Consider the following 24576-nt stretch of genomic DNA (forward strand, 5'->3'; position numbering starts at 1 on the left):
GGCGCGGCGCCCGGGGCGGGCGTGAGGTCCAGAGGTGCCGAGGGGGCCGGGGAGGTCGGGGGGGTCACTGTGCTCTCCTGCGATCCGGTGCCGGCCGTGCCCGGCGTGCTCTGCGTTCCCGGTGTCCTCTGTCTCCTCGCCGGGGGGTCATCGGAGCTCCCGGCCGGTCAGCTCCAGGAAGACGTCCTCCAGGGTGCGGCGTTCGATGCTCAGGTCGTCGGCGGTGACGCCCTCGGCGGCGCACCAGGCCGTGACGGTCGCCAGCAGCCCGGGCGAGACCTGCCCCTCGATGATGTAGTGCCCGGAGGGTGACTCCTTGGCCGCGCTGCCCGCGGGCAGCGCGGTGAGCAGCTCGTCCAGGGCGAGGCCGGGCCGGGCCCTGAAGCGGAGCTGCCGCTCGGCGCCGGTCAGTGAGTCGGGCGTGCCCTCGGCCACCACCCGGCCGCGGTCGATGATCACCACCTGGTCGGAGAGCCTCTCCGCCTCGTCCATGTGATGGGTGGTGAGCACCACCGAGACCCCGGCGGCCCGCAGGTCGCCCACCAGCTCCCAGCAGGCGTGCCGGGCCTGCGGGTCCAGGCCCGCGGTCGGTTCGTCGAGGAAGACCAGCTCGGGACGGCCGATGACGGCCGCGGCCAGCGACACGCGCTGCTGCTGCCCTCCCGACATCCTCCGGTACGGCGTGCGGGCGTGCCCGGTGAGGCCGAGCCGCTCCAGCAGCGCCGCCGGATCCAGCGGGCCGGCGTGGAAACGGGCCATCAGCCGCAGCCACTCCCCGCAGCGCGCCGCGGGCGGCACGCCCCCGGCCTGGAGCATCACCCCGACCCTGGCCCGCAGCTCCGGATGGGACGGATCGAGCCCGAGGACCCTCACCACGCCGCCGTCGGCTCTGCGGAACCCCTCGCAGATCTCGATGGTCGAGGTCTTGCCCGCGCCGTTGGGGCCGAGGATCGCGGTCACCGCGCCTCGGCCCGCGCTGAGCGTGAGGCCGTCGATCGCGGTCGTTCTGCCGTATCTCTTGACCAGATCGATGATCTCGACGGCTGGGGACTCCATGGCCACGAGTTTAGGGACTGCGCCGGGCGGTCAGGTTGCCGGACCTGCGGCGTGGGACCTCTCATGTCCGGTAAAAGCCTTCGGGCGGATCCCGCCAAGGGTCTTGATCTCCTCCCGGGCGCCCCGATCCGCCCGTGCCACGCTGAACGTGTCCCGAATCACGACATGAGGAGGTTCGGCGTGTCCGAGCGGAGCGGCCGTGAGTCAGGCGTCCCGTGCTGGGTGGATCTGTCGAGTACGGACGTCACCCTGTCGGTCAGGTTCTACCGGGAGATCTTCGGCTGGGAGGCGGTGTTCGACCCGCGCCCGGAGTCCGGGGGATACGGCCGCTTCACGCTGGGCGGGAAGATGGTCGCGGGGATCGGGCCCAGCTTCGGTGACGGCGTTCCCGCGGTCTGGAACACCTATGTGGCCACCCGGGACGCCGAGGCCGTCGCCTCGCGGGTCCGCGGGGCCGGGGGCAAGGTCGAACTGGAACCCGTGAAGATCTTCGACGAGGGGTCCACGGCGGCCTTCGAGGACCCCTCGGGGGCCCTCTTCATGGTGTGGCAGGCGGATCGGCGCGTGGGCGCGGAGATCGTCGGCGAGCCCGGCGCGCTCACCTGGAACGAGCTGGTGACCCGGGACCCCGCCGTCTGCGAGGCGTTCTACCGGACCGTCTTCGGCTGGGAGGCCGAGGGGGGCGGGACCGGCGGCGGGCCGTACACCGAGTGGTGGCTGCACGGCCGCCCCGTCGCGGGGACGGCGGAGCCGGGGCCGGTGTTCCCGCCGGACACGCCGCCGCACTGGAGGGCCTGTTTCGCGGTGGCGGACGCCGCCGCCACCGTGGCGAGGGTCCTGAGTCTGGGGGGCGCCGTGCTCGCGCCGCTCTCGCCGTCGCCCAGGGGGCGGATGGCGGTGGTGGCCGACCCGCAGTTCGCGCCCTTCGCGGTGATCGAGGCCGTGACCGGAGGGCGGTGACCGCGTTCGAGGAGGCCGCTCTTACCGGCCCGGGTAAACCTCCGGGTGGCGTTATCGCAGATTAGGTAAGGCTTACCTGCGTGATAAATCGCATTCTCCGCATCTTGGGCAACCATTTGTATGCGGGGAAGGAATTAGGCCACACTGATGTTGTGAAATACGTGACCGGGATGCGAGGCGCCGAGGAGACCGCCGTTGTGCGGCTCTCCGGCGTGTCCGCCGAGCATGGCACACGCGCGCGTGTCGCCCGGCTCATCCTGGAGCACGGGCCCGTCACGGCCTCCGCCCTCGGCGAGCGGCTCGGGCTCACCTCCGCCGCCGTCCGCCGCCACCTGGACGCGTTGCTGGCCGACGGGCTGATCGAGCCCCGTACGGTCCGCCCCCGCGGTCAGCGAGGCCGGGGACGGCCGGCGAAGCTGTTCGCCATAACCGATGAGGGCCGCAGCGCCTTCGAGCACGCCTACGACGGGCTCGCGGGCAGCGCGCTGCGCTTTCTGGCCGAGCGCGCGGGCGAGCAGGCGGTGGCCGAGTTCGCCCGGTCACAGGTGGCGGGCCTCGTCGGGCGCCTCCGCCGCGAGATGCGCGACGTCCCCGCCGACCAGCGGGTGCGCGTCCTGGCTGAGGCCCTGTCCGCGGACGGTTACGCCGCCTCGGCGAGCAAGGCCGGCCTCGGCGGCGACCAGCTGTGCCAGCACCACTGCCCGGTGGCACACGTGGCCGCGGAGTTCCCGCAGCTCTGCGAGGCCGAGACCGAGGCGTTCGCGCAGATTCTCGGCACGCCCGTGCAGCGGCTGGCGACCATCGCCCACGGCGACGGTGTGTGCACCACCCATGTGAGTCCTCGCAGGGCGGACGCCGGGCCGGATACGGGGGAGCGGGACGCGCACCGGCAGACAACCGGGGCAGCGCCCTCGGCAACCCATGAAGCGATCGATGAAACGAGCAAGGAGACCGGAAGGTGACTGTCACCGACCGCCCGGAGCTTGAAGGCCTCGGGAATTATAAGTTCGGCTGGGCCGACTCCGACGACGCGGGGGCCACGGCCCGCCGCGGCCTGTCCGAGGAGGTCGTCCGTAATATCTCCGCGCTCAAGAACGAGCCGGAGTGGATGCTCGACCTGCGTCTGAAGGGCCTGCGTCTGTTCGGCAAGAAGCCCATGCCGAACTGGGGCGCGGACCTCGGCGGAATCGACTTCGACAACATCAAGTACTTCGTGCGCTCCACCGAGAAGCAGGCCACCTCATGGGAGGAGCTGCCGGAGGACATCAAGAACACCTACGACAGGCTGGGCATCCCCGAGGCGGAGAAGCAGCGTCTGATCGCCGGTGTCGCCGCCCAGTACGAGTCCGAGGTGGTCTACCACAAGATCCGTGAGGACCTTGAGGAGAAGGGTGTCGTCTTCGTCGACACCGACACCGCGCTCAAGGAGCACGAGGAGCTCTTCAAGGAGTACTTCGGCACCGTCATCCCGGTCGGGGACAACAAGTTCGCCGCGCTGAACACGGCCACCTGGAGCGGCGGCAGCTTCATCTACGTGCCGCCGAACGTCAACGTGGAGATCCCGCTCCAAGCCTACTTCCGGATCAACACCGAGAACATGGGCCAGTTCGAGCGGACCCTGATCATCGTGGACGAGAACTCCTACGTCCACTACGTCGAGGGCTGCACCGCGCCGATCTACTCCTCGGACTCGCTGCACAGCGCGGTCGTGGAGATCATCGTGAAGAAGGGCGCACGCTGCCGTTACACGACCATCCAGAACTGGTCGAACAACGTCTACAACCTGGTCACCAAGCGCGCCGTGGCCTACGAGGGCGCGACCATGGAGTGGATCGACGGCAACATCGGCTCCAAGGTCACCATGAAGTACCCCGCCGTCTACCTCATGGGCCGGGGCGCCAAGGGTGAGACGCTGAGCGTCGCCTTCGCCGGCGAGGGCCAGCACCAGGACGCCGGGGCCAAGATGGTGCACCTCGCCCCGGACACCAGCTCCACCGTGATCTCCAAGTCCGTCGCCCGCGGCGGCGGCCGTACCTCCTACCGGGGTCTGGTCCAGATCGAGGAGGGCGCGCACGGCAGCGCCAGCACGGTCAAGTGCGACGCGCTGCTGGTCGACCAGATCAGCCGCTCCGACACCTACCCCTACGTGGACGTGCGCGAGGACGACGTCTCCATGGGGCACGAGGCCACGGTCTCCAAGGTCTCCGACGACCAGCTCTTCTACCTGATGAGCCGCGGTCTGAACGAGGACGAGGCCATGGCGATGATCGTGCGCGGCTTCGTCGAGCCGATCGCCCGCGAACTCCCGATGGAGTACGCCCTCGAACTGAACCGCCTCATCGAACTGCAGATGGAAGGAGCCGTCGGCTGATGGGTCTCGAAACCGCGTCTCCGTCGATTCTGTCGACCCTCCACGAGAAGTCCTCCTACGATGTGGCGGACTTCCCGGTCCCGACCGGCCGCGAGGAGGAGTGGCGCTTCACCCCGCTGTCGCGCCTTCGGGGACTGCACACCGGCGCCGCGGCCTCCGGTGGCGTCGTGGTCGAGGTGGACGCCGCCCCCGAGGTCACCGTGGAGACCGTGGGCCGCGACGACCGGCGGCTCGGCAGGGCCTACGTGCCCGCCGACCGGGTCAGCGCCCAGGCGTACGGCTCCTTCGAGAAGGCCACGGTCATCACGGTCCCGCGCGAGGCGGTCGCCTCCAAGCCGACCGTGATCACCGTGACCGGATCCGGCGAGGGCGCGGCCTACGGCCACACCCTGGTCAGGCTTGAGCCGATGGCCGAGGCCGTGGTCGTCCTCGACCACCAGGGCAGCGCGATCTACGCCGACAACGTCGAGTTCGTCGTGGGCGACGGCGCCACGCTCAAGGTCGTCAGCCTGCAGGACTGGGCCGGCGACGCCGTGCACGTCTCCCACCACCACGCCCTGCTCGGCAGGGACGCGACCTTCCGCAGCTTCGTGGTCACCTTGGGCGGCGACCTGGTACGGCTGTCGCCGTCGGTCGCCTACGAGGGTCCCGGCGGCGACGCCGAGCTGACCGGCCTGTACTTCGTGGACGCCGGGCAGCACCTGGAGCACCGCCTGCTGGTCGACCACTCCCAGCCGAACTGCCGCAGCAACGTGACCTACAAGGGCGCGCTGCAGGGCGACGACGCGCACGCCGTATGGATCGGCGACGTCATCATCCGGGTCGAGGCCACCGGCACCGACACCTACGAGCTCAACCGCAACCTCCTGCTGACCGACGGCGCCCGCGCCGACTCGGTGCCGAACCTGGAGATCCTCACCGGCGAGGTCGCCGGAGCGGGTCACGCCAGCGCCTCCGGCCGCCTGGACGACGAGCACATCTTCTACCTCCAGGCCCGGGGCATCCCGTTCGAGGAGGCGCGCCGCCTGGTCATCCGGGGCTTCTTCGCGCAGCTCCTGGAGAGGATCGAGCTCGACGAACTGCGCGAGCGGGTGTTCGCCAAGGTCGAGGCGGAGCTTGAGAAGTGACGTTCGAAAAAGTCTGCAAGCTCACCGACATCCCCGACGAAGGCGTGATCGGCGTCGAGGTGGGGGAGACGCCGGTCGCCCTGGTCCGCCGGGGCGCCGAGGTCTACGCCCTGCACGACGTGTGCTCGCACGCCGAGGTGAGGCTGAGCGAGGGCGAGGTCTACGACCAGAGCCTGGAGTGCTGGCTGCACGGCTCGTGCTTCGACCTGCGCTCCGGCAAGCCCACCGGCCCGCCGGCCACCAAGCCCGTCCCCGTCTACCAAGTCAAGATCGACGGCGATGACGTCCTCGTCTCGCTCTCGAAGGAGTCGTAACAGTGTCTGATTCGAGCCGAGTCCGCCCGGGCTCCACCCTTGAGATCCGCGATCTGCATGTCGCCGTGGGGGACAAGGAGATCCTGCGCGGGGTCAACCTCACCGTGAGGGCCGGCGAGACCCACGCCATCATGGGCCCCAACGGCTCGGGCAAGTCCACGCTCGCCTACGCGATCGCCGGTCACCCCAAGTACACCGTCACCGGCGGCCAGGTCCTGCTGGACGGCGCCGACCTGCTGGAGATGCCGGTCGACGAGCGCGCCCGCGCCGGTCTCTTCCTCGCCATGCAGTACCCGGTCGAGGTCCCCGGCGTCAGCGTCTCCAACTTCCTGCGCTCGGCGGTCACCTCGGTGCGCGGTGAGGCTCCCAAGCTCCGCCAGTTCGCCAAGGACCTGAAGTCCGGGATGGACGCCCTGTCCATCGACGCGGCCTTCGCCCAGCGCAACCTGAACGAGGGCTTCTCCGGCGGTGAGAAGAAGCGTCACGAGATCCTCCAGCTCGAACTGCTCGAACCGAAGATCGCCGTTCTCGACGAGACCGACTCCGGCCTCGACGTCGACGCGCTGCGCGTGGTCTCCGAGGGCATCAACCGCTTCCGCTCCTCCGGTGACACCGGGGTGCTGCTCATCACCCACTACACCCGTATCCTGCGCTACGTGAAGCCGGACTTCGTCCACGTCTTCGCGGCCGGCCGGATCGTGGAGCAGGGCGGCCCCGAGCTCGCCGACAAGCTCGAAGCCGAGGGCTACGAGGCGTACACGAAGGTCTCCACCTGATGAACACGGGCTTTGACGTGGAGAGGATCAGGAAGGACTTCCCGATCCTCTCCCGCGAGCTGCCCGGCGGCAGGCCGCTGGTCTACCTCGACTCGGGCAACTCCGCGCAGAAGCCCACCCAGGTCATCGAGGCCATGCGCGAGCACCTGTCCGCGCACTACGCCAACGTCGGCCGGGCCATGCACGCGCTGGGCGCGGAGTCCACCGAGGCCTACGAGGCCGCCCGCGACAAGGTCGCCGCCTTCGTCGGCGCGCCGAGCCGCGACGAGATCGTCTTCACCAAGAACGCCTCGGAGGCGCTCAACCTGGTGGCCCACGCCTTCGGCAACCCGATCGGCCGCGACCCCAGGTTCCGGATCGGGCCCGGCGACGAGATCGTCATCTCCGAGATGGAGCACCACTCCAACATCGTGCCCTGGCAGATGCTCGCGCAGCGCACCGGCGCCACGCTGAGGTGGTTCCCGGTCACCGACGACGGCCGCCTGGACCTGTCGGACATCGAGGAGCTCGTCACCGAGCGCACGAAGATCGTCTCGATCGTGCACCAGTCGAACGTGCTCGGCACGGTCAACCCGGTCGCCCGGGTGCTCGCCAGGGTCCGCGAGGTCGGCGCGCTGATGATGCTCGACGCCTCGCAGTCGGTGCCCCACAAGCCGGTGGACGTCGCCGCCCTCGGCGTGGACCTCCTCGCCTTCACCGGGCACAAGGTCGCCGGCCCCTCGGGGATCGGCGTGCTGTGGGCCCGGGGCGAGCTGCTGGAGGCCATGCCCCCGTTCCTGGGCGGAGGCGAGATGATCGAGGCGGTCTGGATGGACCGCTCGACCTACGCGCCCGCGCCGCACAAGTTCGAGGCGGGTACCCCGCCGATCGTCGAGGCCGTCGGCCTCGGCGCCGCGGTGGACTATCTCTCCGGGATCGGCATGGACGCCGTGGCCCGGCACGAGCGCGAGCTCACCGGCTACGCGCTCGGCGCGCTGGGAGAGATCCCCGGGCTGAGGGTGGTCGGCCCGCGCGATCTCGACGACCGCGGCGGTACGGTGTCTTTCACTCTTGAGGGGATTCACCCGCACGATGTCGGGCAGATCCTCGATGACCACTTCGGAGTGGCCGTACGGGTGGGGCATCACTGCGCCCGGCCGCTGCACCTGAGGTTCGGGATTCCCGCCACCACGCGGGCGTCCTTCTATCTCTACAACACCCCGGCCGAGATCGACGCCCTGGTCCGCGGCCTTCACCACGTGCAGAAGGTGTTCGCCTAGCCATGCCGGAGCAGCCCAGATGATCGCCGAGTCCATGTACCAGGAGCTGATCCTGGAACACTACAAACATCCCCAGGGCCGGGGGCTCCGAGACCCGTACGACGCCGAGGTGCACCATGTGAACCCGACGTGCGGCGACGAGATCACCATGCGGGTGAAGCTGGGCGACGGCGGCAAGATCGAGGACGTCTCCTACGACGGGCAGGGCTGCTCGATCAGCCAGGCCGCCGCCTCGGTGCTGTACGAGCTGACCGCTGGCTCGACGGTGCACGAGACGCTCGCCGTGGTGGAGGAGTTCACCCGGCTCATGCAGAGCAGGGGTCAGATCGAGGCCGACGAGGACGTCCTGGGGGACGCCGTGGCGTTCGCCGGGGTCGCCAAGTTCCCCGCCCGGGTGAAATGCGCCCTGCTGGCCTGGATGGCCTACAAGGACGCGGTCGTGAGGAGTTCCGAATGAGCAAGCCTGTTGAGACGCCGACCACGGCCTACGACGGGGAGGTCACCCTTGACGAGGTCATGGAGGCCCTCAAGGACGTCGTGGACCCCGAGCTCGGCATCAACGTCGTCGATCTCGGCCTGATCTACGGGGTCAACCTCGACGCCGCCGAGGCCGGGACCCCGCCGATCGCCACCATCGACATGACGCTGACCAGCGCGGCCTGCCCGCTGACCGACGTCATCGAGGACCAGGCGCACTCGGCCCTGGACGGCATGGTCTCCGATGTGAAGATCAACTGGGTCTGGCTTCCCCCGTGGGGCCCGGACAAGATCACTGACGAGGGGCGTGAGCAGCTCCGCATGCTCGGATTCAACGTCTGAACCACCCTCGGTACGGCCCGCGCCCCGCCCGGGTGCGGGCCGTACCGGATTGTGTGAGAGAATGCCCGATGCCGGGAAGAAAAGCCCGGTGCGGAGCGTTGGCTCCGTTGACGGATAAGCGTGCGCCTCGTGCTGGACGCCCCGACTGAACCCGGCACTGCGAACGCCGGGTATGCTTGATCGTGGTTTGACTGCGTGCGGGTAAGCTACACCCGCCCCGTGCGGTGCGCCTCGACTTGCACCGCACTACCGCCCCCACAGTGGGCGTTGATCGAGCGCGGCCTCAGGCCGCGCGTTCCAGGCTCGTCCTTTCGCAGAAGTGACGTGCCCCGTTCTTCTATCGAAAGGCACGAATCTTCGTGACCATGCTTGACGCTGTCCTGCCCGAAATCACCGACATCTCCGAGGCGCCCGCCGGGCCGTCCGAGTTCGTCCTCCTCGGCCTGCCGAAGCCGCTGGTGACCGGCCTCTCCCGCCAGGGCATCGACAGTCCCTTCCCCATCCAGCGGGCCACGATCCCCGACATTCTGGCCGGTCACGACGTCCTCGGGCGGGGCCAGACCGGATCCGGCAAGACACTGGCCTTCGGCCTGCCCATGATGACCCGCATCGCCGGGGGCAAGGCCCGTCCCGGCCACCCGCTCGCCGTCATCCTGGTGCCGACCCGCGAGCTGGCCATGCAGGTCACCGACGCGCTTGAGCCCCTCGGCCGCGGTCTGTCGCTGCGGATGAAGACCGTCGTCGGCGGCATGTCCATGGGCCGGCAGATCGACGCGCTGCGCCGCGGCGTCGAGGTCGTCGTGGCCACGCCGGGCCGGCTGACCGACCTCATGCAGCAGGGCGAGTGCGTGCTGGACCAGGTCCAGGTGACCATCCTGGACGAGGCCGACCACATGTGCGACCTCGGCTTCTTCCCCGTCGTCAGCGCGATCCTGCAGCAGACCCCGGCTGACAGCCAGCGCCTGCTGTTCTCCGCCACCCTCGACGGCGACGTGGACAAGCTCGTCCGGCGCTTCCTCACCGCCCCGGTGACCCACTCGATGGCCCCGGCCGCCTCCTCGGTCGACACCATGGAGCACCACGTCCTTGAGGTCCACCGCGACGACAAGTTCCCGGTGACCGCCGAGATCGCCAACCGCGAGGGCCGGACCATCATCTTCGTGCGCACCCAGCACGGGGTGGACCGCCTCTGCAAGCAGCTCGCCCAGGTCGGCATCAAGGCCGGCGGTCTGCACGGCGGCAAGCGCCAGAACCAGCGCACCCGCATTCTGGCCGAGTTCAAGGAAGGCCAGATCAGCGTCCTGGTCTGCACCGACGTCGCGGCCCGCGGCATTCACGTCGACAACATCAGCCTGGTGCTGCACGTCGACCCGCCGCAGGACCACAAGAGCTACCTGCACCGCGGCGGCCGTACCGCCCGCGCCGGTGAGAAGGGCACCGTCATGACGCTGGTGCTCCCCAACGAGCGCCGCTCCACCGACGCGATGACCCGCCGTGCGGGCATCAAGCCGTTCCGCCTCAGGGTGACTCCGGGCCACCCGCGCCTGGAGGAGGTCGCCGGTGCGCGCCGGCCCACCGGCGAGCCGATCCCGGTCTGGGAGCCCTCGGCTCCGGCGCCCAAGCAGCGTGAGCGGCGCGGCGGCTTCGGTGGCGGCGGCGGTGGCCGAGGCCCGCGCAGGTTCCGCGACCGTCCCGGTCACGGCGGCGAGGGCCACCAGCCCCGCGAGCGCCTCGCCGGTGACGACAACCGCTCCGGCGAGCGCGGCAACAACGGCAGCGTCAGCGACATGCGGGGCCAGTACCGCTCCGAGCGTCCCGAGCGCCGCTTCGACAGCCGTCCCGACAACCGTCCGGACAGTCGCGGGGGCGCCGGCTACCGCGGTGGCGAGCGCCGTGAGCCGTTCCGCGCCGACCGTCCCGGCGGCGGCTTCCGCGCCGACCGTCCCGCGAGCACCGGCCTGCGCGCCGATCGCCCCGCGGGCGACCGTGACCGCGGTGAGCGCCAGGGCGGCTTCCGCGGTGGCGAGTTCCGCGCCGGAGGCCGTTCCGACGGCCGCGGCCAGCGCGGCGGCGGCCACTACGGCCGCTGATCGTTGCACCGGTCCCCGAAGGGCGCGCGGCTTTCCGGTCGCGTGGCCCCGAAGGGCCGGGTGGATCCCGTAGGAGGGCCGGTACGGCACCCGCCGTACCGGCCCTCCGGCGTTCCGCCGCCGCGCCGGAGGCCGCCCGGGACCGGCCGGTGGAGGGCCGATCCGTGTCCGGAGCCTGGACACGGACCCCCGGAGGTCCGCCGGGCCGTTAGGCTTGGCTGCACATCCCACGGAGCCGAGAGAGACCATGAAGACCTTCGAAGAGCTGTACGCCGAGCTGTCCGACAAGGCGCGCACCCGGCCCGCGGGCTCGGGAACCGTGGCCGCGCTGGACGCCGGGGTCCACGCGATCGGCAAGAAGGTCGTCGAGGAGGCCGCCGAGAGCTGGATGGCGGCCGAGCACGAGTCCGGCGAGCGGGCCGCGGAGGAGATCTCCCAACTCCTCTACCACGTGCAGGTCCTCATGATCGCCAAGGGGATCGGGCTGGACGAGGTCTACAAGCATCTGTGAGCCGGTGAGCCCGGCTCCAGCCGCCCGCAGAGACCGCCACCCAGGTAAGGAAGCCCCGCGTCATGCTCCGTCTCGCCGTTCCCAACAAGGGCGCTCTCACCGAGGCCGCCCAGACCATACTCAAGGAAGCCGGATACCGCCCGCGCAAGGACAGCAAGGAGCTCGTGGTCGTCGACCCCGACAACTCCTGCGAGCTGTTCTTCCTGCGCCCCAAGGACATCGCCGTCTACGTCGGCGAGGGCACCCTGGACGCCGGCATCACCGGCCGTGACATGCTCCGCGACTCCGGCGCGCAGGTCGAGGAGATCATGCCGCTCGGCTTCGGCAGGTCCACCTTCCGCTTCGCGGCCAACCCCGGCGAGTTCGCCTGCGCCGCGGACCTCAAGGGCAGGCGCATCGCCACCTCCTACGACGGCCTGCTGGAGTCCTACCTCGCCGAGCAGGGGGTGGAGGCCCGGGTGATCAAGCTGGACGGCGCGGTCGAGACCGCCATCCGGCTGGGCGTGGCCGACGCGGTCGCCGACGTCGTGGAGACCGGCACCACGTTGCGCAACATCGGGCTGGAGGTGTTCGGCGAGCCGATCGCCCGGTCCGAGGCCGTGCTGATCAAGCGGGTCGGCGCCGCCGGGACCCCGGGGCTGGAGCAGCTCGTCCGCCGGCTGCAGGGCGTGCTGATGGCGCGCGACTACGTGATGATGGACTACGACATCCGGGCCGAGCGGATCGAGGAGGCCATCGCGCTGACCCCGGGCATGGAGGGCCCCACGGTCTCCCCGCTGCACCGGGAGGGCTGGGTCGCGGTCCGCGCCATGGTGCCGCGCAAGGGGCACCAGCAGGTGATGGACCAGCTCTGGGAGATCGGCGCGAAGGCCATTTTGGTCACGGCCATCTTCGCCTGCCGCGTCTGAGCCGCCCGGAGCGCGCCGGAACGTCGCCGCCGAGCCGGGCTTGAACCGGTCGATTCCGGACGCGGGCTGGGGGGTGTTCCTGGGCATCCTCGCGTACAAGGCTGAAAGCGCCGGTCGAGAGCTGATCGCGGTGAACCCCGCCGGCACCTCCCGCACCCGCTCGCGTTGCGGGCACCGCGCGAGAGGGGCCGGTGCCGGCTCTAGGGCGACGGCAGCGCCGCCGCCTCCTCTTCCTCGATCTGCCTGTTCCACTCCTTCTTGGAGGAGCGCCAGGCCTCGTCGTCGCGGCCTGCCCGCCAGTAGCCGGAGATGGACAGCCGGGAGAGCGGGATGCCGCGCTCGGTCCGCAGGTGGCGGCGGAGCGCCTTGACGAAGGTGGCCTCGCCGTGCACGAAGGCGTGCGGGACGCCTTCGGGGAAGTCGAGTTCGCGGACGGCGGTGACCAGGGACTCGCCGACCGGCGCGTCGCCGCGGTGGAACCAGGCGATCTTCGCGTCGCCGGCGCAGTCGAGCGGCTGCTCCTCCCCGGGGCCGGCCACCTCCAGGAGGACGTGGGCACTGGAGGCGGCAGGCAGGCGCTCCAGGGAGGCGGCGACGGCGGGCAGCGCGCTCTCGTCGCCCACGAACAGGTGCCAGTCGGCCTCCGGGTCCGGGGCGTAGCCGCCGCCGGGGCCGAAGAAGTGGATCTCCTCGCCGGGCCGTACGGCGGCGGCCCAGGGGCCGGCGAGGCCGCTGTCGCCGTGGTGGACGACGTCGAGCGTCAGTTCGAGCGCCTCCGGGTCCCAGGCCCGCACGGTGTAGGTCCGGGTGGTGGGCCACCGGTCGCGGGGCAGTTCGCGCTGGATCCGCTCCAGGTCGAACGGGGTGGGATAGGTCACCCCGTGCGGGGCGAACAGGAGTTTCACGTAGTGGTCGGTGAACTCGCCCGCCTCGAAGCCCGCGAGGCCCTGGCCGCCGAGCACCACCCGGATCATGTGCGGGGTGAGCCGCTCGACCCGCTGCACCTCGCCGCGAGTGGCCTTACGTTTGGCTTTGTCCTCTGCCATGCGTCACTCCCGATATCCGTACAACTTAGGTGAGCCTAAGTCGTAGCATACGGCTGTTTAAGTGATACGGCGGCCTGAGGGGGGCCGGGTCCGCCCGGGGCGGCGGCCGGGGCCGGTCGTGGTGGGAGGGCCGGCCACCCGGTAGTGTCCGGTGCCATGACGTCACGCCCGGCGAAGGGGGGAGGCCGCTGGGTCTCGGTGGGACCCGGGCGCCTCGGTCGCTGGGTCGACGGCTTCGCCGAGCGGCACGGCCCGCCGACCGTGACGGCCACCGACGAGGCCGTGCTGTTCCAGGGCGCCGACGGCGCGACGGCCGAGTGCCTGGTGCCGTTCCCGCCGCTGACCCTTTCGGGAGGCGGTCCGCTGGCGCGCCTGGTCACCCACGCGCGCAGGGAGCGCAGGGTCGGAGTGCTGCTGGTACGGCTCGGCGGCCACGCGGCCGGGATCTTCCAGGGTGACGAGCTCTTGTCCTCGAAGGTGGGGTCGAGGCCGGTCCACGGCCGCAACGCGGCGGGGGGCTGGTCCCAGCAGCGGTTCGCCAGGCGCCGGGAGAAGCAGGTGGGACGGGCGCACGACGCGGCGGCGGAGGTGGCGCTGCGCGTCCTCGGCCCGCACCTGGCCGAGCTGGAGGCGGTGATCCTGGGCGGTGACCGGCGCGCGGTGGACGCGCTGCGGCCCGACCGCAGGCTCGCCGGGGTCCTCGCACTGGAGACGGGGCCCTTCCTGACGGTCCCCGATCCCCGGCTGGTGGTGCTCGCCGGTACCCCCGCCCAGTTCCGCGCGGTCCGCATCAGGGTGACCGACCCCACTTGATCAGGGGGAGCCTGGTCCCGCGCGCGCCGTACACTGATCGGTATGCGCACTTCCGATTGACGCCGCCCGGATGAGGCGAGACAGCCGAGCCGAGAGCCGGGAGACACAGGGCGGCGGCGGGTTCGGCCAGAGGTGAGCCTGTGTATTTCCAGTCTGGGAGTGTTCTCCAACCATGATCGTAGCTTCTGACATCGAACTGCGGGCCGGGGCCCGGCTGCTCATCGAGGGTGCGTCGTTCCGGGTCAACCCCGGGGACAAGATCGGGCTCGTCGGCCGTAACGGTGCCGGCAAGACCACGCTGACCAGGGTGCTCGCCGGCGAGGGCATGCCCGCGGCGGGCACCGTCGCCGTCACCGGCGCCGTCGGCTATCTGCCGCAGGATCCGCGTACCGGCGACCTGCAGGTGCTGGCCCGCGACCGGATCCTCTCGGCGCGCGGTCTGGACGAGGTGCTCCGAGATCTGCGGGAGGCCGAGCTCGGCATGGCCTCGGCCGACGACCGGACCAGGGATCGCGCGGTGCGCGCCTACGGGCGCCTGGAGGACCGGCTGCACGTCCTGGGTGGATACGCCGCCGAGGCGGAGGCGGCCTCGATCGCCTCCAGCCTGGGACTGCCCGACCGGGTGCTCGGCCAGCCGCTGGAGACGCTCTCCGGCGGGCAGCGCAGGCGGGTGGAGCTGGCCCGGATCCTGTTCAGCGGAGCTGAGACTCTCCTTCTTGACGAGCCGACAAACCACCTCGATGCAGACTCAATCGGGTGGCTTCGTGATTTTTTACGATCCCATCAGGGCGGCTTGATCATTATTAGCCACGACGTCGGGCTCCTTGAAGCGACGGTAAACCGGGTCCTCCACCTGGACGCCAACCGCTCGGCGGTCGACACCTACAACGTCGGCTGGAAGGCGTATCTGGCCCAGCGGGAGACCGACGAGAAGCGCAGGAGGCGCGAGCGCGCCAACGCCGAGAAGCAGGCGTCGGCGCTGATGTCGCAGGCCGACAAGATGCGTGCCAAGGCGACCAAGGCCAAGGCGGCCCAGGACATGCAGCGCCGTGCCCAGCGCCTGCTGGCCGGGCTGGAGGTGGAGCGGCGCAGCGACAAGGTCGCCAAGCTGCGCTTTCCCGAGCCCGCCTCCTGCGGGCGCACGCCGATCAGCGCGGAGGGCCTGTCGAAGTCCTACGGCTCGCTGGAGGTCTTCACCGACGTGGCCGCGGCCGTGGACAAGGGCAGCAGGGTCGTCATCCTGGGCCTGAACGGCGCGGGCAAGACCACCCTGCTGCGGATCCTGGGCGGTATCGAGCAGCCCGACACCGGCGTCGTCAAGCCCGGCCACGGGCTCAAACTCGGGTACTACGCCCAGGAGCACGAGACGATCGACCCGGGGCGGACCGTGCTGGAGAACATGCGCTCGGCCGGCGGGGAACTGGCCGACGTCGAGCTGCGCAAGGTCCTGGGCTCGTTCCTGTTCACCGGCGACGACGTGGACAAACCCGCGAGAGTGCTCTCGGGAGGCGAGAAGACGCGGCTGGCCCTGGCCACCCTGGTGCTCTCCGCGGCCAACGTCCTGCTGCTCGACGAGCCCACGAACAACCTCGATCCGGCCAGCCGAGAGCAGGTTCTTTCTGCCCTGAGGTCCTATTCTGGGGCAATTGTGCTCGTCACGCACGATGAGGGGGCTGTGGAGGCGCTACGACCCGATAGGGTGATCTTGCTACCTGACGGAGTTGAAGACGCTTGGAGCGATGAATTTTCCGATCTTGTGGCACTTGCCTGATCTTAATTTGAGCGGGTACGGATCTTTTCCCATGGAGTAGGTAGCCGATCTCGCTGAAATGACTGATCATGGCGTGAGTAACGCTGCGGAAGTCTGGCACTACAGGAGGTACTCGTGGCCGAGACTCTTAAGAAGGGCACCCGGGTAACCGGGGCCGACCGTGAAAAGCTGGCCGCCGATCTGAAGAAGCGCTACAGCGCGGGTGAGAGCATCCGCGCCCTGGCTGCTTCGACCGGCCGGTCGTACGGCTTCATCCACCGCATCCTGAGCGAGTCCGGTGTGACTCTGCGCGGGCGTGGCGGCGCCACCCGAGGTAAGTCAAAGCGCTGACCCCGCCTCGGAACGCGCGACCGCAGCCGCTCGTCCTCCACGCTGAGACGTCCCGCTCGGGCCTGTAGAACCTCATTCTAGAGAGTCGATAGGCTCGGGCGAGACGCAACAGCGACAGGCGGGAGACCGGGCGATGGCGGAAGCGGCGAATGGGGGAAGTGCGGAAAAGATCTCCTTGGCGGAGATCGGCCTGCGCTTCGAGGTGGACGGCGAGATCGCGACGATCACGCTGGACCGGCCGGACCGGCGGAACGCACAGACGTTCGCCACCTGGTCGGCACTGGCTCACATTGGTGACAACCTGCCGCAGCAGGTGAGAATCGTCGTGGTCCGAGGTGAGGGGCCGTCCTTCTCGGCAGGCATCGACCTGCGGATGTTCACCCCCGAGGGGGTTTTGGGCCAGGGATCGTTCGCCGCGGCCGCGGCACTCGACGACCCGGCCTTCGAGGAGTTGATAGCGCAGGCCCAGCGGGGGTTCCTGTGGCTGAGACGCCCCGGCATCATCTCCGTCGCGGCCGTCCACGGGCACGCGATCGGTGCCGGATTCCAGCTGGCACTCGCCTGTGACCTGCGAGTTCTGGCCGACGACGCCCAACTGTGCATGAAAGAGCCCGCCCTCGGGCTGGTCCCCGACCTGACCGGCACCAAGCCTCTGGTCGACCTGGTGGGGCTGCCCAGGGCCATCGAGATCTGCCTCACCGCCCGTCAGGTGGGAGCCCAGGAGGCGGCCAGGATCGGGCTGGCCGAGCTGGTCGTCGCCCCGGAGGAGCTGGCCGGGGCCGTACGCGACCTGACCGCCGCGCTGCTGGCGACCGGCAGGGACGCCGCCACCGCGACCAAGCGGCTGCTCCAGGGCGCGGCCGGCCGCACGCTGGAGGAGCAGAGCGCCGCCGAGCGGCGGGAGCAGATCGTGCGGATCAGGACCTTGTTCGCCGGGAGCTGACGGGGGAATGGAGCGGCCCGTCCCGGTGCTCGCATCGGGTGAGGAGGCCGGATGGCGATGATGGGCGGAGGCTTCGGCCCCCAGATGATGCGTTCCCTGCGGCGTGACAACTCGGTGACCAAGGAGCGGCTCACCCCCGGCACGGTGCGGCGCATCGCGCGATACGCCCGGCCGTTCTCCCGGCACATCTCGGCCTTCCTGGCGCTGGTCGTGGTCGGCTCGGTCATCGTGATCGTCAACCCGCTGCTGATGAAGGCGATCATCGACAACGGGATCATCCCGAAGCGCTCCGACGTGGTGCTCACCCTCGCGGTGGTCATCGCGGCCCTGGCGGTCGTCGACGCCGCCCTCACCCTGGCCCAGCGCTGGTTCTCGTCCCGGGTCGGCGAGGGCCTGATCTACAACCTGCGCACCGAGGTCTTCGACCACGTGCAGCGGATGCCGGTGGCCTTCTTCACGCGGACCCAGACCGGCGCCCTGGTCTCCCGGCTCAACAGCGACGTGATCGGCGCGCAGCGGGCGCTGACGAGCACGCTCTCCTCCGTCGTGTCCAACGTGGTGACGCTGGTGCTGGTCCTGGGCGCCATGCTGGTGCTGTCCTGGCAGATCACCGTCGTCGCCCTCGTGCTGCTGCCGGTCTTCATCCTCCCCGCCAAGTGGGTGGGCCGGAAGATGTCCGGGCTCACCCGCGAGCAGATGGAGCTCGACGCCGAGATGAGCTCCATGATGACCGAGCGGTTCAACGTCGCCGGCGCGACGGTCGCCAAGCTGTACGGCCGGCCCGAGGAGGAGGCCGCCGTCTTCGGGGCCAGGGCCGGGCGCGTGCGGGACGTCGGCGTCACCGCCGGCATGTACGGGACGGTGTTCCGGGTGGCCCTGGGCCTGGTCGCCGCGCTGGCCACCGCCCTGGTGTACGGCGTGGGCGGCCTGCTGGCCGTCGGCGACGTCTTCGAGCTCGGCACCCTGGTCGCCCTCGCCGCCCTCCTGATGCGCCTGTACGGCCCGCTGACGAGCCTGTCCAACGTGCACGTGGACGTGATGACCGCGCTGGTGAGCTTCGACCGGGTCTTCGAGGTGCTCGACCTCAGGCCCATGGTCGCCGAGCGGCCCGGCGCCGTGGTCGTCCCCGCGGGGCCCGCCGCCGTCGAGTTCGACGACGTCAGGTTCGGCTATCCGGCCGCCTCCGAGGTCTCGCTGGCCTCGCTGGAGGCGGTGGCCCGCCCCGACACCGGGCCGGGCCAGGAGGTGCTGCGCGGGGTCGGGTTCACCGCCCGCCCGGGTGAGATGATCGCGCTCGTCGGTCCCTCGGGCGCCGGTAAGACCACCATCACGAGCCTGGTCTCCCGGCTCTACGACGTCGGTGAGGGCGCGGTCCGGATCAACGGCCTGGACGTGCGCGACGCCACCCTCGGCTCCCTCCGCGACACCGTGGGCGTGGTCATGCAGGACGCCCACCTGTTCCACGACACCATCGGGGCCAACCTGGCCTACGCCAGGCCGGGGGCCACCGAGGAGGAGATCTGGGAGGCGCTGCGCGCCGCGCACATCGCCGACCTGATCGAAGGGCTCCCCGAGGGGCTGGAGACGGTGGTGGGCGACCGGGGCCACCGGCTGTCGGGCGGTGAGAAGCAGCGCCTGGCGCTGGCCAGGCTGCTCCTCAAGGCACCCCGGGTGGTCGTGCTCGACGAGGCCACCGCGCACCTGGACTCCGAGTCCGAGGCGGCGGTCCAGCGGGCGCTGAAGAGCGCGCTGGCCGGGCGGACCTCGCTGGTCATCGCGCACCGGCTCTCCACGATCCGCGAGGCCGACCAGATCCTGGTGATCCAGGACGGCCGGATCGTGGAGCGCGGCCGGCACGAGGAGCTGCTGGCCCGCGGCGCGCTCTACGCCGAGCTCTACCGCACCCAGTTCAGCTCGGAGCCGTGACCCGCGGCGGCTCACCGGTAGCCCAGGCGGGTCAGCTCCTCGCGGGCGACCTTCTCCACCAGTTCGGCGTCCGCGCCTCGGAGCCGGGTGCGCCAGACGCCGACCTTCGGCACGCTCCTGCCGTACAGGGCGACCCGGGGCACCCGCGTCTCCAGGAAGGCCGACAGCCCCTCCAGCGCCTCGGCGGGGGAGGCGGCCAGGTCCTCGTAGCGCAGGGTCAGCAACTGCTCGCGGGGGAGCTCCTGGTGCAGCGCGGCCGAGAGTCTCACCGCGCTCCGCCAGCGCAGCGCGCACTTGCCCGCCGTGGGCATGGCCTTCCACCGGTCGCCGTGCCGGCCGGAGTTCACACCGAGGAACGGGTTGGGGAACTCGGTCTCCTCGCTCAGCATGGCCGGTTTGAACCACGACAGGGCCACCGGGTCGGTCAGCATGTCGGCCACCACGTCGCGGCCGTCCCTGATCAGCTGGACGAACCTGGCGTCAGGGAACGCCTGCAGCAGCACCGAGGCGCTGTAGATCAGGTCGGGGCTGGCGTCGCCGAAGCGGGCGATCGCCCCCGGGGTCGCACACGGGCCCGCCCCGGTCACGCCGCCCGCCTCCCGGCAGGGGGCGGGACACTCCAGGCACGCGCCGGGGACGATCTGCCAGGACTCGGCCAGGGCGTCGCGCAGCACCCGGGTGGCGCCCATGCCCCGGCGGGTGATGGACGGGCGCCGGGCGAAGGCGTACACGACGTGGGCCACCGAGGCGCGTCCCATCGTGACGTGGAAGCCCGGGGAGCGCTTCAGGGCACGGGCAAGCAGGTCCGAGCCGGAGTGAGGGGCGGCGAGCACGAACACCGGCTGGCGGACCTTGATGCCGTTGACCACGAGGATGTGGGTCGGAGGTCGCATATGTGAGCCCAGTGTGGCACCGTTTGGGGAGTGAGCGAACCGGCCACGCCCATTCACGCAGGGCCGGGCGGGGCGATCGTCCCGCCCCGGCTCCGTCCCGGCGACGTGGTGGCGGTCGTCGCCCCGTGCGGGCCCCCCGATCCGCCGCGCCTGGCACGCGGCGTCCAGGCCCTGGAGGGCATGGGCCTGAAGGTCGTCGTCGGGGCCCGCGTGTTCGACCGTGACCGCTATCTGGCCGGATCGGACGCCGGGCGGGCCGCCGATCTGCGGGAGGCGTGGTGCGACCCCGCCGTGGCCGGGGTGCTCTGCGCCCGGGGCGGTTACGGCGCCACCAGGATCCTCGGCCTGCTCGACTGGGAGGCGATGCGGGCCGCGGGCCCCAAGGTGCTGGTCGGCTCCAGCGACGTCACCGCGCTGCACCGGGCGTTCGCCGTCGAACTGGGCGTCGCCTCGTGGTTCGGCCCGATGCCCGCCTGCGCGACGATCAGCGACCCCGGCGGTCCCGAGTCCGTCACCTTCGGTCACTTCGGCGACGCCCTGTTCGGCACCCCCGCGCCGATCTCCGGCGACAGGGTGATCGTCCCCGGCGGGGTGACCGCCCCGGTCGTCGGCGGCAACCTCACCCTGCTGGCCGCGCTCTGCGGCACGCCGTACGGGCTGAGGTCGCACGGCCGCATCGTGCTGCTGGAGGACGTCTGCGAGGCGCCCTACCGGATCGACCGGATGCTCACCCAGTTGCTCGGGTCCGGGTCGCTTGAGGGGGCCGCGGGGTTCGCCCTGGGCTCCTGGGTGGACTGCGGCGACCCCTACCCGACGCTGGAGGAGCGGCTCGCGCCGCTCGGGGTGCCGGTGATCGCCGGTCTTCCGGTGGGACACGGGGCCCCACAGTTCAGCGTGCTGTTAGGGGCACTTGGTGCTATTGATGCAGAATCGTGCTCTCTGACCGGCTCAATCACCGGCCCTCCGGAGGCAGTCTAGGTGCGGACCTAGGAGGAGACCGGCAGAGGGGATGGATGCGTGAGGCTGTTCCGGCGGCATCGTAACCGGCAGACCGGTGGACCCGCGCGTCCGGCCGAGGAGGTCGATCTCGACTCCCTGCTCGCACTGGTCGCCGACACCCTCGGCTACACCTGTGCCTTCGCCGCCGACGGCGGCACGCTCACCCTGTCGGGTCCCCGCCGGGTCGTGGTACGGCTGGCCGGCCTGCGGACCGAGGCCCGCAGGCGCTCGCGTGAGGACTGGCCGGTGCTCGTCTCCGAGCATCTGGCCCACGCCCTGGCCGCGATGGACGAGCCGTTCGACGCCTGCGACCTGGCCCGGGTCCGCCCGCTGCTGCGGACCCGCATCCAGCGCGACGACGACCTGGGCCCGGCCCGTGTGGTCGGCCGTCACCTCACCGCCGACCTGGTGGAGGTGCTCACCGTCGGGCACGGCGCCGCCAGGCGCCCGATCCGCCCGGAGGAGGTCGGCTGCTGGCCGATCACCGCCGCCCAGGCGCTGGAGGAGGCCCTGACCAACGCCCACAGGGAGGAACGGCTCACCATCGCCGAGGCCGACCTCGGCGGTGTGCCGGTCCGGTGGCTGAGCGGCGCCACGGCGAGCGTCGCGGCCCACCTGCGCCGCCTGGGCGACTATCTGCCGGTGCCCGCGGACGGCGCGCTCGTGGCACTGCCCGACCCGGCCACGATGATCATCCACCCGGTGGAGAGCATCGGCGTCGTCCGCGCGATCGAGCGGCTCCGGCTGTTCGCCCAGCGCGAGTGCGACCGCCTGGCCGACGCGCTCAGCCCGCAGGTCTACTGGTGGCGCGACGGCCGCCTCGCCCTCATCCGGGCCGATCTGGTCCGCCACGGCGGCCAGACCCGGCTGGTGGTGGCGCCGCCGCCGGAGTTCGCCAGGATCCTCGCCGCCCTGGCCGCCCGGCCCGGCCCCGGGGACGCGGAGACCACCGGAGGCTGAGGGCCGGCGCGAGGAGGGGCCGGCGCGAGACGGCGGCAACATCACCGGTCCGCCGCGAACCGTAGGATGGTGCCCTCCCGCCCCGCACTCACCCCGGCGATCCCTCCGCGCATCCGGATCGTTCCCCGCGTGCCCGTTGCGATGGGACGCGGCCTGCGAATGCGGGATGATCGGGTCCGCATCTAGGAGGAGTGGGAAATGGCGCAGTGGTGCCTCGGTGTCGATCTCGGGACGAGCTTCTCCGCCGGGGTCATAGCCGCCGAAGGACGCTTCGACATCCTGGAGGTCGAGGGGGAGCGGCGCATTCCCTCCGCCGTCATGCTCGACGAACGCGGAACGCTGGTGGCGGGCCGGATCGCCCAGCGGGGGATAGCGATCAGCCCGGAACGCGTCGAACGCAACCCCAAACGCTATGTCGGCCGGGGCCGGATGCTGCTGGGCGGGGTCCCGGTGGACGTGGCCGACGCCATGGCGGCGCTGCTCGAACTGTTCGTGACCGAGGGCCGGCGCCGGTTCGACGGGGCGGCGCCCGACTGCATCGCGCTGACCCATCCGGTCGCCTGGGCCGCCGACCGCAAGGCCGTGCTGCTGGAGGCCGCCAAGAAGGTCGTGCGCGGAGTGCGGATCGTGCTCATCGACGAGCCCGTCGCCTCGGCCCGCTACTTCGCCACCGCGGGGCGGGCGGACGCCGGATCCCACCTGGCCGTCTACGACCTCGGTGGCGGCACCTTCGACGCCGCCGTGCTCGCCGTGGACGGCAGTGACTTCAGGGTCGTCGGCGAGCCGGGCGGCAGTGACGAGATCGGCGGAGAGGGGTTCGACGAGCGGGTCTTCACCTTCCTCGGCACGCAGATCGAGCGGCTCGACGCCGAGTGGTGGCAGCAGGTGACCACCAACCCCGAACGCCGCTACGTGAGCTACGCCGCCGACCTGCTCAAGATGTCCAGGGAGGCCAAGGAGGCCCTGTCGAAGTTCGAGACCTCCTCCCACTACGTGGTCGGCATCAACGAGGACGTGCACATCGCCAGGGGCGACCTTGAGGATCTGATCGGCGGGGAGATCCTCAAGACCGTCGGCATCCTCGGCGAGACGATCCGCGGCGCCGGCATCCGGGAGGACGAGCTGGCCGCGGTGTTCATGACCGGGGGCGCCAGCCGCATGCCGCTCGTCCAGCAGGCCGTGCGCGACCGGCTCGGCGACCGGGTGCGGACCTACGACGACCCGAAGATCGTCGTCGCCTACGGCGCCGCGCAGCTCGCCTGGAAGCTCAAGGTCGAGCACCCCGACCGCGCCCCCGACCTCGCCCCCGGCCGGGCGGGCGGTCCCACCGGAGGCCACCGGGCCCTCACCCCGGCGGGCGCGACCGGGGGACATCCGGTCCCCGCCGGTCCGGGCGCCACCGCCGGGCACCCGGTCGTCACCGGTGGGGAGGGTCGTCCCGCGGCCTCCGGCGGGCCCGCCGTCCACGGCGTCGAGAAGGTCATGGACGGCGTGCTGGAGGCGCGCGCCGAGGCCGGCCGGGTCTTCGTCCATCAGGCGTTCGACAGCGGACATCTCCTGCGCAGGCTCGACGGGATCGAGGGGCGCCACGACCGCGAGTTCGGCTTCGGCAGGCTGGTGGAGTGGGCCGCCTCGGATCAGGGCGTCGTCGCGGTGGAGCAGGTCGGACCGGCTCAGGTGCTGGTCCGCACGCTCACCCCCGACCTGGCCGTCCGCGGTACCCACCCGCTCCAGATGTGGGGCAACCCGGCGGTGATCGCCCACGGCCGTACGGCGTGGGTCTTCTTCCAGTCCAGGCAGCCCACTCCGGTCGACACCGCGGTGGGCCTGCCCTGGGGGGAGACCGGGCAGCTGGCGATGATCGAACTGGACCTGGGCGGCGGATTCCTCTTCCAGCCGCCCCAGCTCCGCGATCTGGGGCCCTACGCCCAGTGGTTCCTCAACGAGGACAACAGGCTGCGGCGCCTCGTCGACCAGGAGGGGCCCAGCGGCACCGAGCCGTCGCCGTCGATGGGCGCGCCGGGCTGCACCGTGGTGCTCGGGCAGTTCAGCAGCAACAAGCCGATGTTCCAGAACAGGCACCACGACTTCAGGCCGTGGCAGGTGCTCTGCCTGGTCGACCCCGGCGGCGTCGTGCGCCCGACGGTGAGGGAGCCCCGGCGCGGCTGGCTCCACCAGGTCGTGCTGCACAACGGCAGGTGGTTCACCTCCAGCTCGGCGGGCCTGGAGGTGGACGCCGCGAACGGTCGGACCAGGCTGGTCATGCCCCGGCCCCGGGCCGGCGCCCTCCGCTGGTTTCCCGCGGGCTCCCAGATCTACGCGGTCGGCGCGGAACAGGTGAGCCCGGCCCGGGGCTGGTCGGTCGGGATCTTCGATCAGCGATCCCACACGCTGGAGTTCCTGATGGGCAAGCAGTCGGCGACCCTGGCCGGTCACCTCACGTCCAGGCACCGCTGGGAGCGCCCCCGCCTGGTCGCGGACGGCGACTCGATGTGGATGACCATGCTGGACGCGGGCCGGAGCAGGCTCCTGCACGTCACCCCCGGCGGGGCGCGGGAGGTGCACCGCACGCCCGGGCTGTTCGAGCCGGTCGCCCGGGTCCCCACCGGCCTGCTCTGCCTGCACCGCCCCGGGGACGCGGCCGGGACGACCCGCGACCGGCCGGCCACCCTGGTGCACCTGCCGCTCTGACGGAGAGGCGGGG

General features: G+C 71.2%; 23 protein-coding genes and 1 pseudogene. 21 read left to right on the top strand and 3 right to left on the bottom strand.

Annotated elements, in window-relative coordinates; translation table 11 throughout:
* Nucleotides 1–147: 147 nt before the first annotated feature.
* Nucleotides 148–1056, bottom strand: a complete 909-nt coding sequence (locus ABZ194_RS15325; RefSeq protein WP_355596452.1) for an ABC transporter ATP-binding protein — start codon at nucleotides 1054–1056, stop codon at nucleotides 148–150.
* A gap of 180 nt (nucleotides 1057–1236) precedes the next feature.
* Here ABZ194_RS15325 and ABZ194_RS15330 point away from each other — a divergent pair, with 180 nt between their 5' ends.
* The 13 genes and pseudogenes from ABZ194_RS15330 to ABZ194_RS15390 all read left to right on the top strand — a co-directional run.
* On the top strand, nucleotides 1237–2016 hold the full coding sequence (locus ABZ194_RS15330; RefSeq protein WP_355596454.1) for a VOC family protein: 780 nt from the start codon (nucleotides 1237–1239) through the stop codon (nucleotides 2014–2016).
* Between the two features lie 170 nt (nucleotides 2017–2186).
* Entirely contained in the window at nucleotides 2187–2978 is a 792-nt protein-coding gene (locus ABZ194_RS15335) for a helix-turn-helix domain-containing protein (RefSeq protein WP_355596525.1), read from the top strand.
* Nucleotides 2975–4387: a Fe-S cluster assembly protein SufB gene (gene sufB, locus ABZ194_RS15340; protein WP_355596456.1), complete on the top strand. Its 1413-nt coding sequence runs from the start codon at nucleotides 2975–2977 to the stop codon at nucleotides 4385–4387. Before ABZ194_RS15335 ends, sufB begins: the two co-directional genes overlap by 4 nt.
* Nucleotides 4387–5514 carry a Fe-S cluster assembly protein SufD gene (gene sufD, locus ABZ194_RS15345; protein ID WP_355596458.1) on the top strand — a complete coding sequence of 376 codons (1128 nt, stop codon included), beginning with the start codon at nucleotides 4387–4389 and terminating at the stop codon, nucleotides 5512–5514. The genes sufB and sufD overlap by 1 nt, the downstream gene beginning before the upstream one ends.
* Nucleotides 5511–5828, top strand: coding sequence for a non-heme iron oxygenase ferredoxin subunit (locus tag ABZ194_RS15350; protein WP_355596460.1), 318 nt, complete (start codon nucleotides 5511–5513; stop codon nucleotides 5826–5828). Before sufD ends, ABZ194_RS15350 begins: the two co-directional genes overlap by 4 nt.
* 2 nt (nucleotides 5829–5830) lie before the next feature.
* Nucleotides 5831–6604, top strand: coding sequence for a Fe-S cluster assembly ATPase SufC (gene sufC, locus ABZ194_RS15355; protein WP_355596462.1), 774 nt, complete (start codon nucleotides 5831–5833; stop codon nucleotides 6602–6604).
* Complete coding sequence (locus ABZ194_RS15360) at nucleotides 6604–7863, top strand: cysteine desulfurase (RefSeq protein ID WP_355596464.1); 1260 nt, start codon at nucleotides 6604–6606, stop codon at nucleotides 7861–7863. Before sufC ends, ABZ194_RS15360 begins: the two co-directional genes overlap by 1 nt.
* Before the next feature lie 19 nt (nucleotides 7864–7882).
* Nucleotides 7883–8320, top strand: a complete 438-nt coding sequence (gene sufU / locus ABZ194_RS15365) for a Fe-S cluster assembly sulfur transfer protein SufU (protein ID WP_355596466.1) — start codon at nucleotides 7883–7885, stop codon at nucleotides 8318–8320.
* Nucleotides 8317–8682: a metal-sulfur cluster assembly factor gene (locus ABZ194_RS15370; protein ID WP_355596468.1), complete on the top strand. Its 366-nt coding sequence runs from the start codon at nucleotides 8317–8319 to the stop codon at nucleotides 8680–8682. The genes sufU and ABZ194_RS15370 overlap by 4 nt, the downstream gene beginning before the upstream one ends.
* Nucleotides 8683–9047: 365 nt before the next feature.
* On the top strand, nucleotides 9048–10772 hold the full coding sequence (locus ABZ194_RS15375; RefSeq protein WP_355596470.1) for a DEAD/DEAH box helicase: 1725 nt from the start codon (nucleotides 9048–9050) through the stop codon (nucleotides 10770–10772).
* Between the two features lie 247 nt (nucleotides 10773–11019).
* The gene (locus ABZ194_RS15380; RefSeq protein WP_355596472.1) at nucleotides 11020–11283 is read left to right on the top strand and encodes a phosphoribosyl-ATP diphosphatase; all 264 of its coding nucleotides are present in this window, start codon (nucleotides 11020–11022) and stop codon (nucleotides 11281–11283) included.
* A gap of 62 nt (nucleotides 11284–11345) precedes the next feature.
* A complete protein-coding gene (gene hisG, locus ABZ194_RS15385; protein WP_355596474.1) occupies nucleotides 11346–12191 on the top strand; it encodes an ATP phosphoribosyltransferase in 846 nt (281 codons plus the stop codon).
* A gap of 73 nt (nucleotides 12192–12264) precedes the next feature.
* Nucleotides 12265–12366: pseudogene (locus ABZ194_RS15390) on the top strand (zinc ribbon domain-containing protein); the annotation flags it as partial.
* Nucleotides 12367–12391: 25 nt separating this feature from the next.
* Here ABZ194_RS15390 and ABZ194_RS15395 read toward each other — a convergent pair.
* The gene (locus ABZ194_RS15395) at nucleotides 12392–13237 is read right to left on the bottom strand and encodes a siderophore-interacting protein (protein WP_355596476.1); all 846 of its coding nucleotides are present in this window, start codon (nucleotides 13235–13237) and stop codon (nucleotides 12392–12394) included.
* Between the two features lie 156 nt (nucleotides 13238–13393).
* Here ABZ194_RS15395 and ABZ194_RS15400 point away from each other — a divergent pair, with 156 nt between their 5' ends.
* The 5 genes from ABZ194_RS15400 to ABZ194_RS15420 all read left to right on the top strand — a co-directional run bounded on the left by ABZ194_RS15400 (nucleotide 13394) and on the right by ABZ194_RS15420 (nucleotide 19020).
* Nucleotides 13394–14050, top strand: coding sequence for an acVLRF1 family peptidyl-tRNA hydrolase (locus ABZ194_RS15400; RefSeq protein ID WP_355596478.1), 657 nt, complete (start codon nucleotides 13394–13396; stop codon nucleotides 14048–14050).
* Between the two features lie 172 nt (nucleotides 14051–14222).
* Nucleotides 14223–15821 carry an ABC-F family ATP-binding cassette domain-containing protein gene (locus ABZ194_RS15405; protein WP_355596480.1) on the top strand — a complete coding sequence of 533 codons (1599 nt, stop codon included), beginning with the start codon at nucleotides 14223–14225 and terminating at the stop codon, nucleotides 15819–15821.
* Nucleotides 15822–15935: 114 nt separating this feature from the next.
* Complete coding sequence (locus tag ABZ194_RS15410; RefSeq protein WP_030507271.1) at nucleotides 15936–16151, top strand: helix-turn-helix domain-containing protein; 216 nt, start codon at nucleotides 15936–15938, stop codon at nucleotides 16149–16151.
* Between the two features lie 133 nt (nucleotides 16152–16284).
* Complete coding sequence (locus ABZ194_RS15415; protein ID WP_355596483.1) at nucleotides 16285–17094, top strand: enoyl-CoA hydratase/isomerase family protein; 810 nt, start codon at nucleotides 16285–16287, stop codon at nucleotides 17092–17094.
* A 51-nt stretch (nucleotides 17095–17145) separates the two neighbouring features.
* A complete protein-coding gene (locus ABZ194_RS15420; RefSeq protein WP_355596485.1) occupies nucleotides 17146–19020 on the top strand; it encodes an ABC transporter ATP-binding protein in 1875 nt (624 codons plus the stop codon).
* Between the two features lie 11 nt (nucleotides 19021–19031).
* On the opposite strand, the gene ABZ194_RS15425 is transcribed toward ABZ194_RS15420, so the two are convergent.
* Nucleotides 19032–19913: a sulfotransferase gene (locus ABZ194_RS15425; protein WP_355596487.1), complete on the bottom strand. Its 882-nt coding sequence runs from the start codon at nucleotides 19911–19913 to the stop codon at nucleotides 19032–19034.
* A gap of 30 nt (nucleotides 19914–19943) precedes the next feature.
* On the opposite strand from ABZ194_RS15425, the gene ABZ194_RS15430 reads away from it, so the two are divergent.
* The 3 genes from ABZ194_RS15430 to ABZ194_RS15440 all read left to right on the top strand — a co-directional run bounded on the left by ABZ194_RS15430 (nucleotide 19944) and on the right by ABZ194_RS15440 (nucleotide 24563).
* On the top strand, nucleotides 19944–20891 hold the full coding sequence (locus ABZ194_RS15430; protein ID WP_355596489.1) for an LD-carboxypeptidase: 948 nt from the start codon (nucleotides 19944–19946) through the stop codon (nucleotides 20889–20891).
* 39 nt (nucleotides 20892–20930) lie between these two features.
* Entirely contained in the window at nucleotides 20931–21872 is a 942-nt protein-coding gene (locus ABZ194_RS15435) for a hypothetical protein (RefSeq protein ID WP_355596491.1), read from the top strand.
* 198 nt (nucleotides 21873–22070) lie between these two features.
* Nucleotides 22071–24563: an Hsp70 family protein gene (locus tag ABZ194_RS15440; protein ID WP_355596493.1), complete on the top strand. Its 2493-nt coding sequence runs from the start codon at nucleotides 22071–22073 to the stop codon at nucleotides 24561–24563.
* Nucleotides 24564–24576: the final 13 nt, after the last annotated feature.

This window comes from Streptosporangium sp. NPDC006007, assembly GCF_040614315.1.
GTDB lineage: Bacteria > Actinomycetota > Actinomycetes > Streptosporangiales > Streptosporangiaceae > Streptosporangium.

Bases quoted from the DNA above. Each gene is read 5' to 3' on its own strand.
- ABZ194_RS15380 (WP_355596472.1), top strand. From the start codon at position 11,020: ATGAAGACCTTCGAAGAGCTGTACGCCGAGCTGTCCGACAAGGCGCGC.
- ABZ194_RS15335 (WP_355596525.1), top strand. From the start codon at position 2,187: ATGCGAGGCGCCGAGGAGACCGCCGTTGTGCGGCTCTCCGGCGTGTCC.
- ABZ194_RS15325 (WP_355596452.1), bottom strand. From the start codon at position 1,056: ATGGAGTCCCCAGCCGTCGAGATCATCGATCTGGTCAAGAGATACGGC.
- ABZ194_RS15375 (WP_355596470.1), top strand. From the start codon at position 9,048: ATGCTTGACGCTGTCCTGCCCGAAATCACCGACATCTCCGAGGCGCCC.
- ABZ194_RS15440 (WP_355596493.1), top strand. From the start codon at position 22,071: ATGGCGCAGTGGTGCCTCGGTGTCGATCTCGGGACGAGCTTCTCCGCC.
- ABZ194_RS15395 (WP_355596476.1), bottom strand. From the start codon at position 13,237: ATGGCAGAGGACAAAGCCAAACGTAAGGCCACTCGCGGCGAGGTGCAG.
- ABZ194_RS15400 (WP_355596478.1), top strand. From the start codon at position 13,394: ATGACGTCACGCCCGGCGAAGGGGGGAGGCCGCTGGGTCTCGGTGGGA.
- sufU (WP_355596466.1), top strand. From the start codon at position 7,883: ATGATCGCCGAGTCCATGTACCAGGAGCTGATCCTGGAACACTACAAA.
- ABZ194_RS15360 (WP_355596464.1), top strand. From the start codon at position 6,604: ATGAACACGGGCTTTGACGTGGAGAGGATCAGGAAGGACTTCCCGATC.
- ABZ194_RS15405 (WP_355596480.1), top strand. From the start codon at position 14,223: ATGATCGTAGCTTCTGACATCGAACTGCGGGCCGGGGCCCGGCTGCTC.
- hisG (WP_355596474.1), top strand. From the start codon at position 11,346: ATGCTCCGTCTCGCCGTTCCCAACAAGGGCGCTCTCACCGAGGCCGCC.
- sufD (WP_355596458.1), top strand. From the start codon at position 4,387: ATGGGTCTCGAAACCGCGTCTCCGTCGATTCTGTCGACCCTCCACGAG.
- ABZ194_RS15425 (WP_355596487.1), bottom strand. From the start codon at position 19,913: ATGCGACCTCCGACCCACATCCTCGTGGTCAACGGCATCAAGGTCCGC.
- ABZ194_RS15420 (WP_355596485.1), top strand. From the start codon at position 17,146: ATGGCGATGATGGGCGGAGGCTTCGGCCCCCAGATGATGCGTTCCCTG.
- ABZ194_RS15370 (WP_355596468.1), top strand. From the start codon at position 8,317: ATGAGCAAGCCTGTTGAGACGCCGACCACGGCCTACGACGGGGAGGTC.
- ABZ194_RS15415 (WP_355596483.1), top strand. From the start codon at position 16,285: ATGGCGGAAGCGGCGAATGGGGGAAGTGCGGAAAAGATCTCCTTGGCG.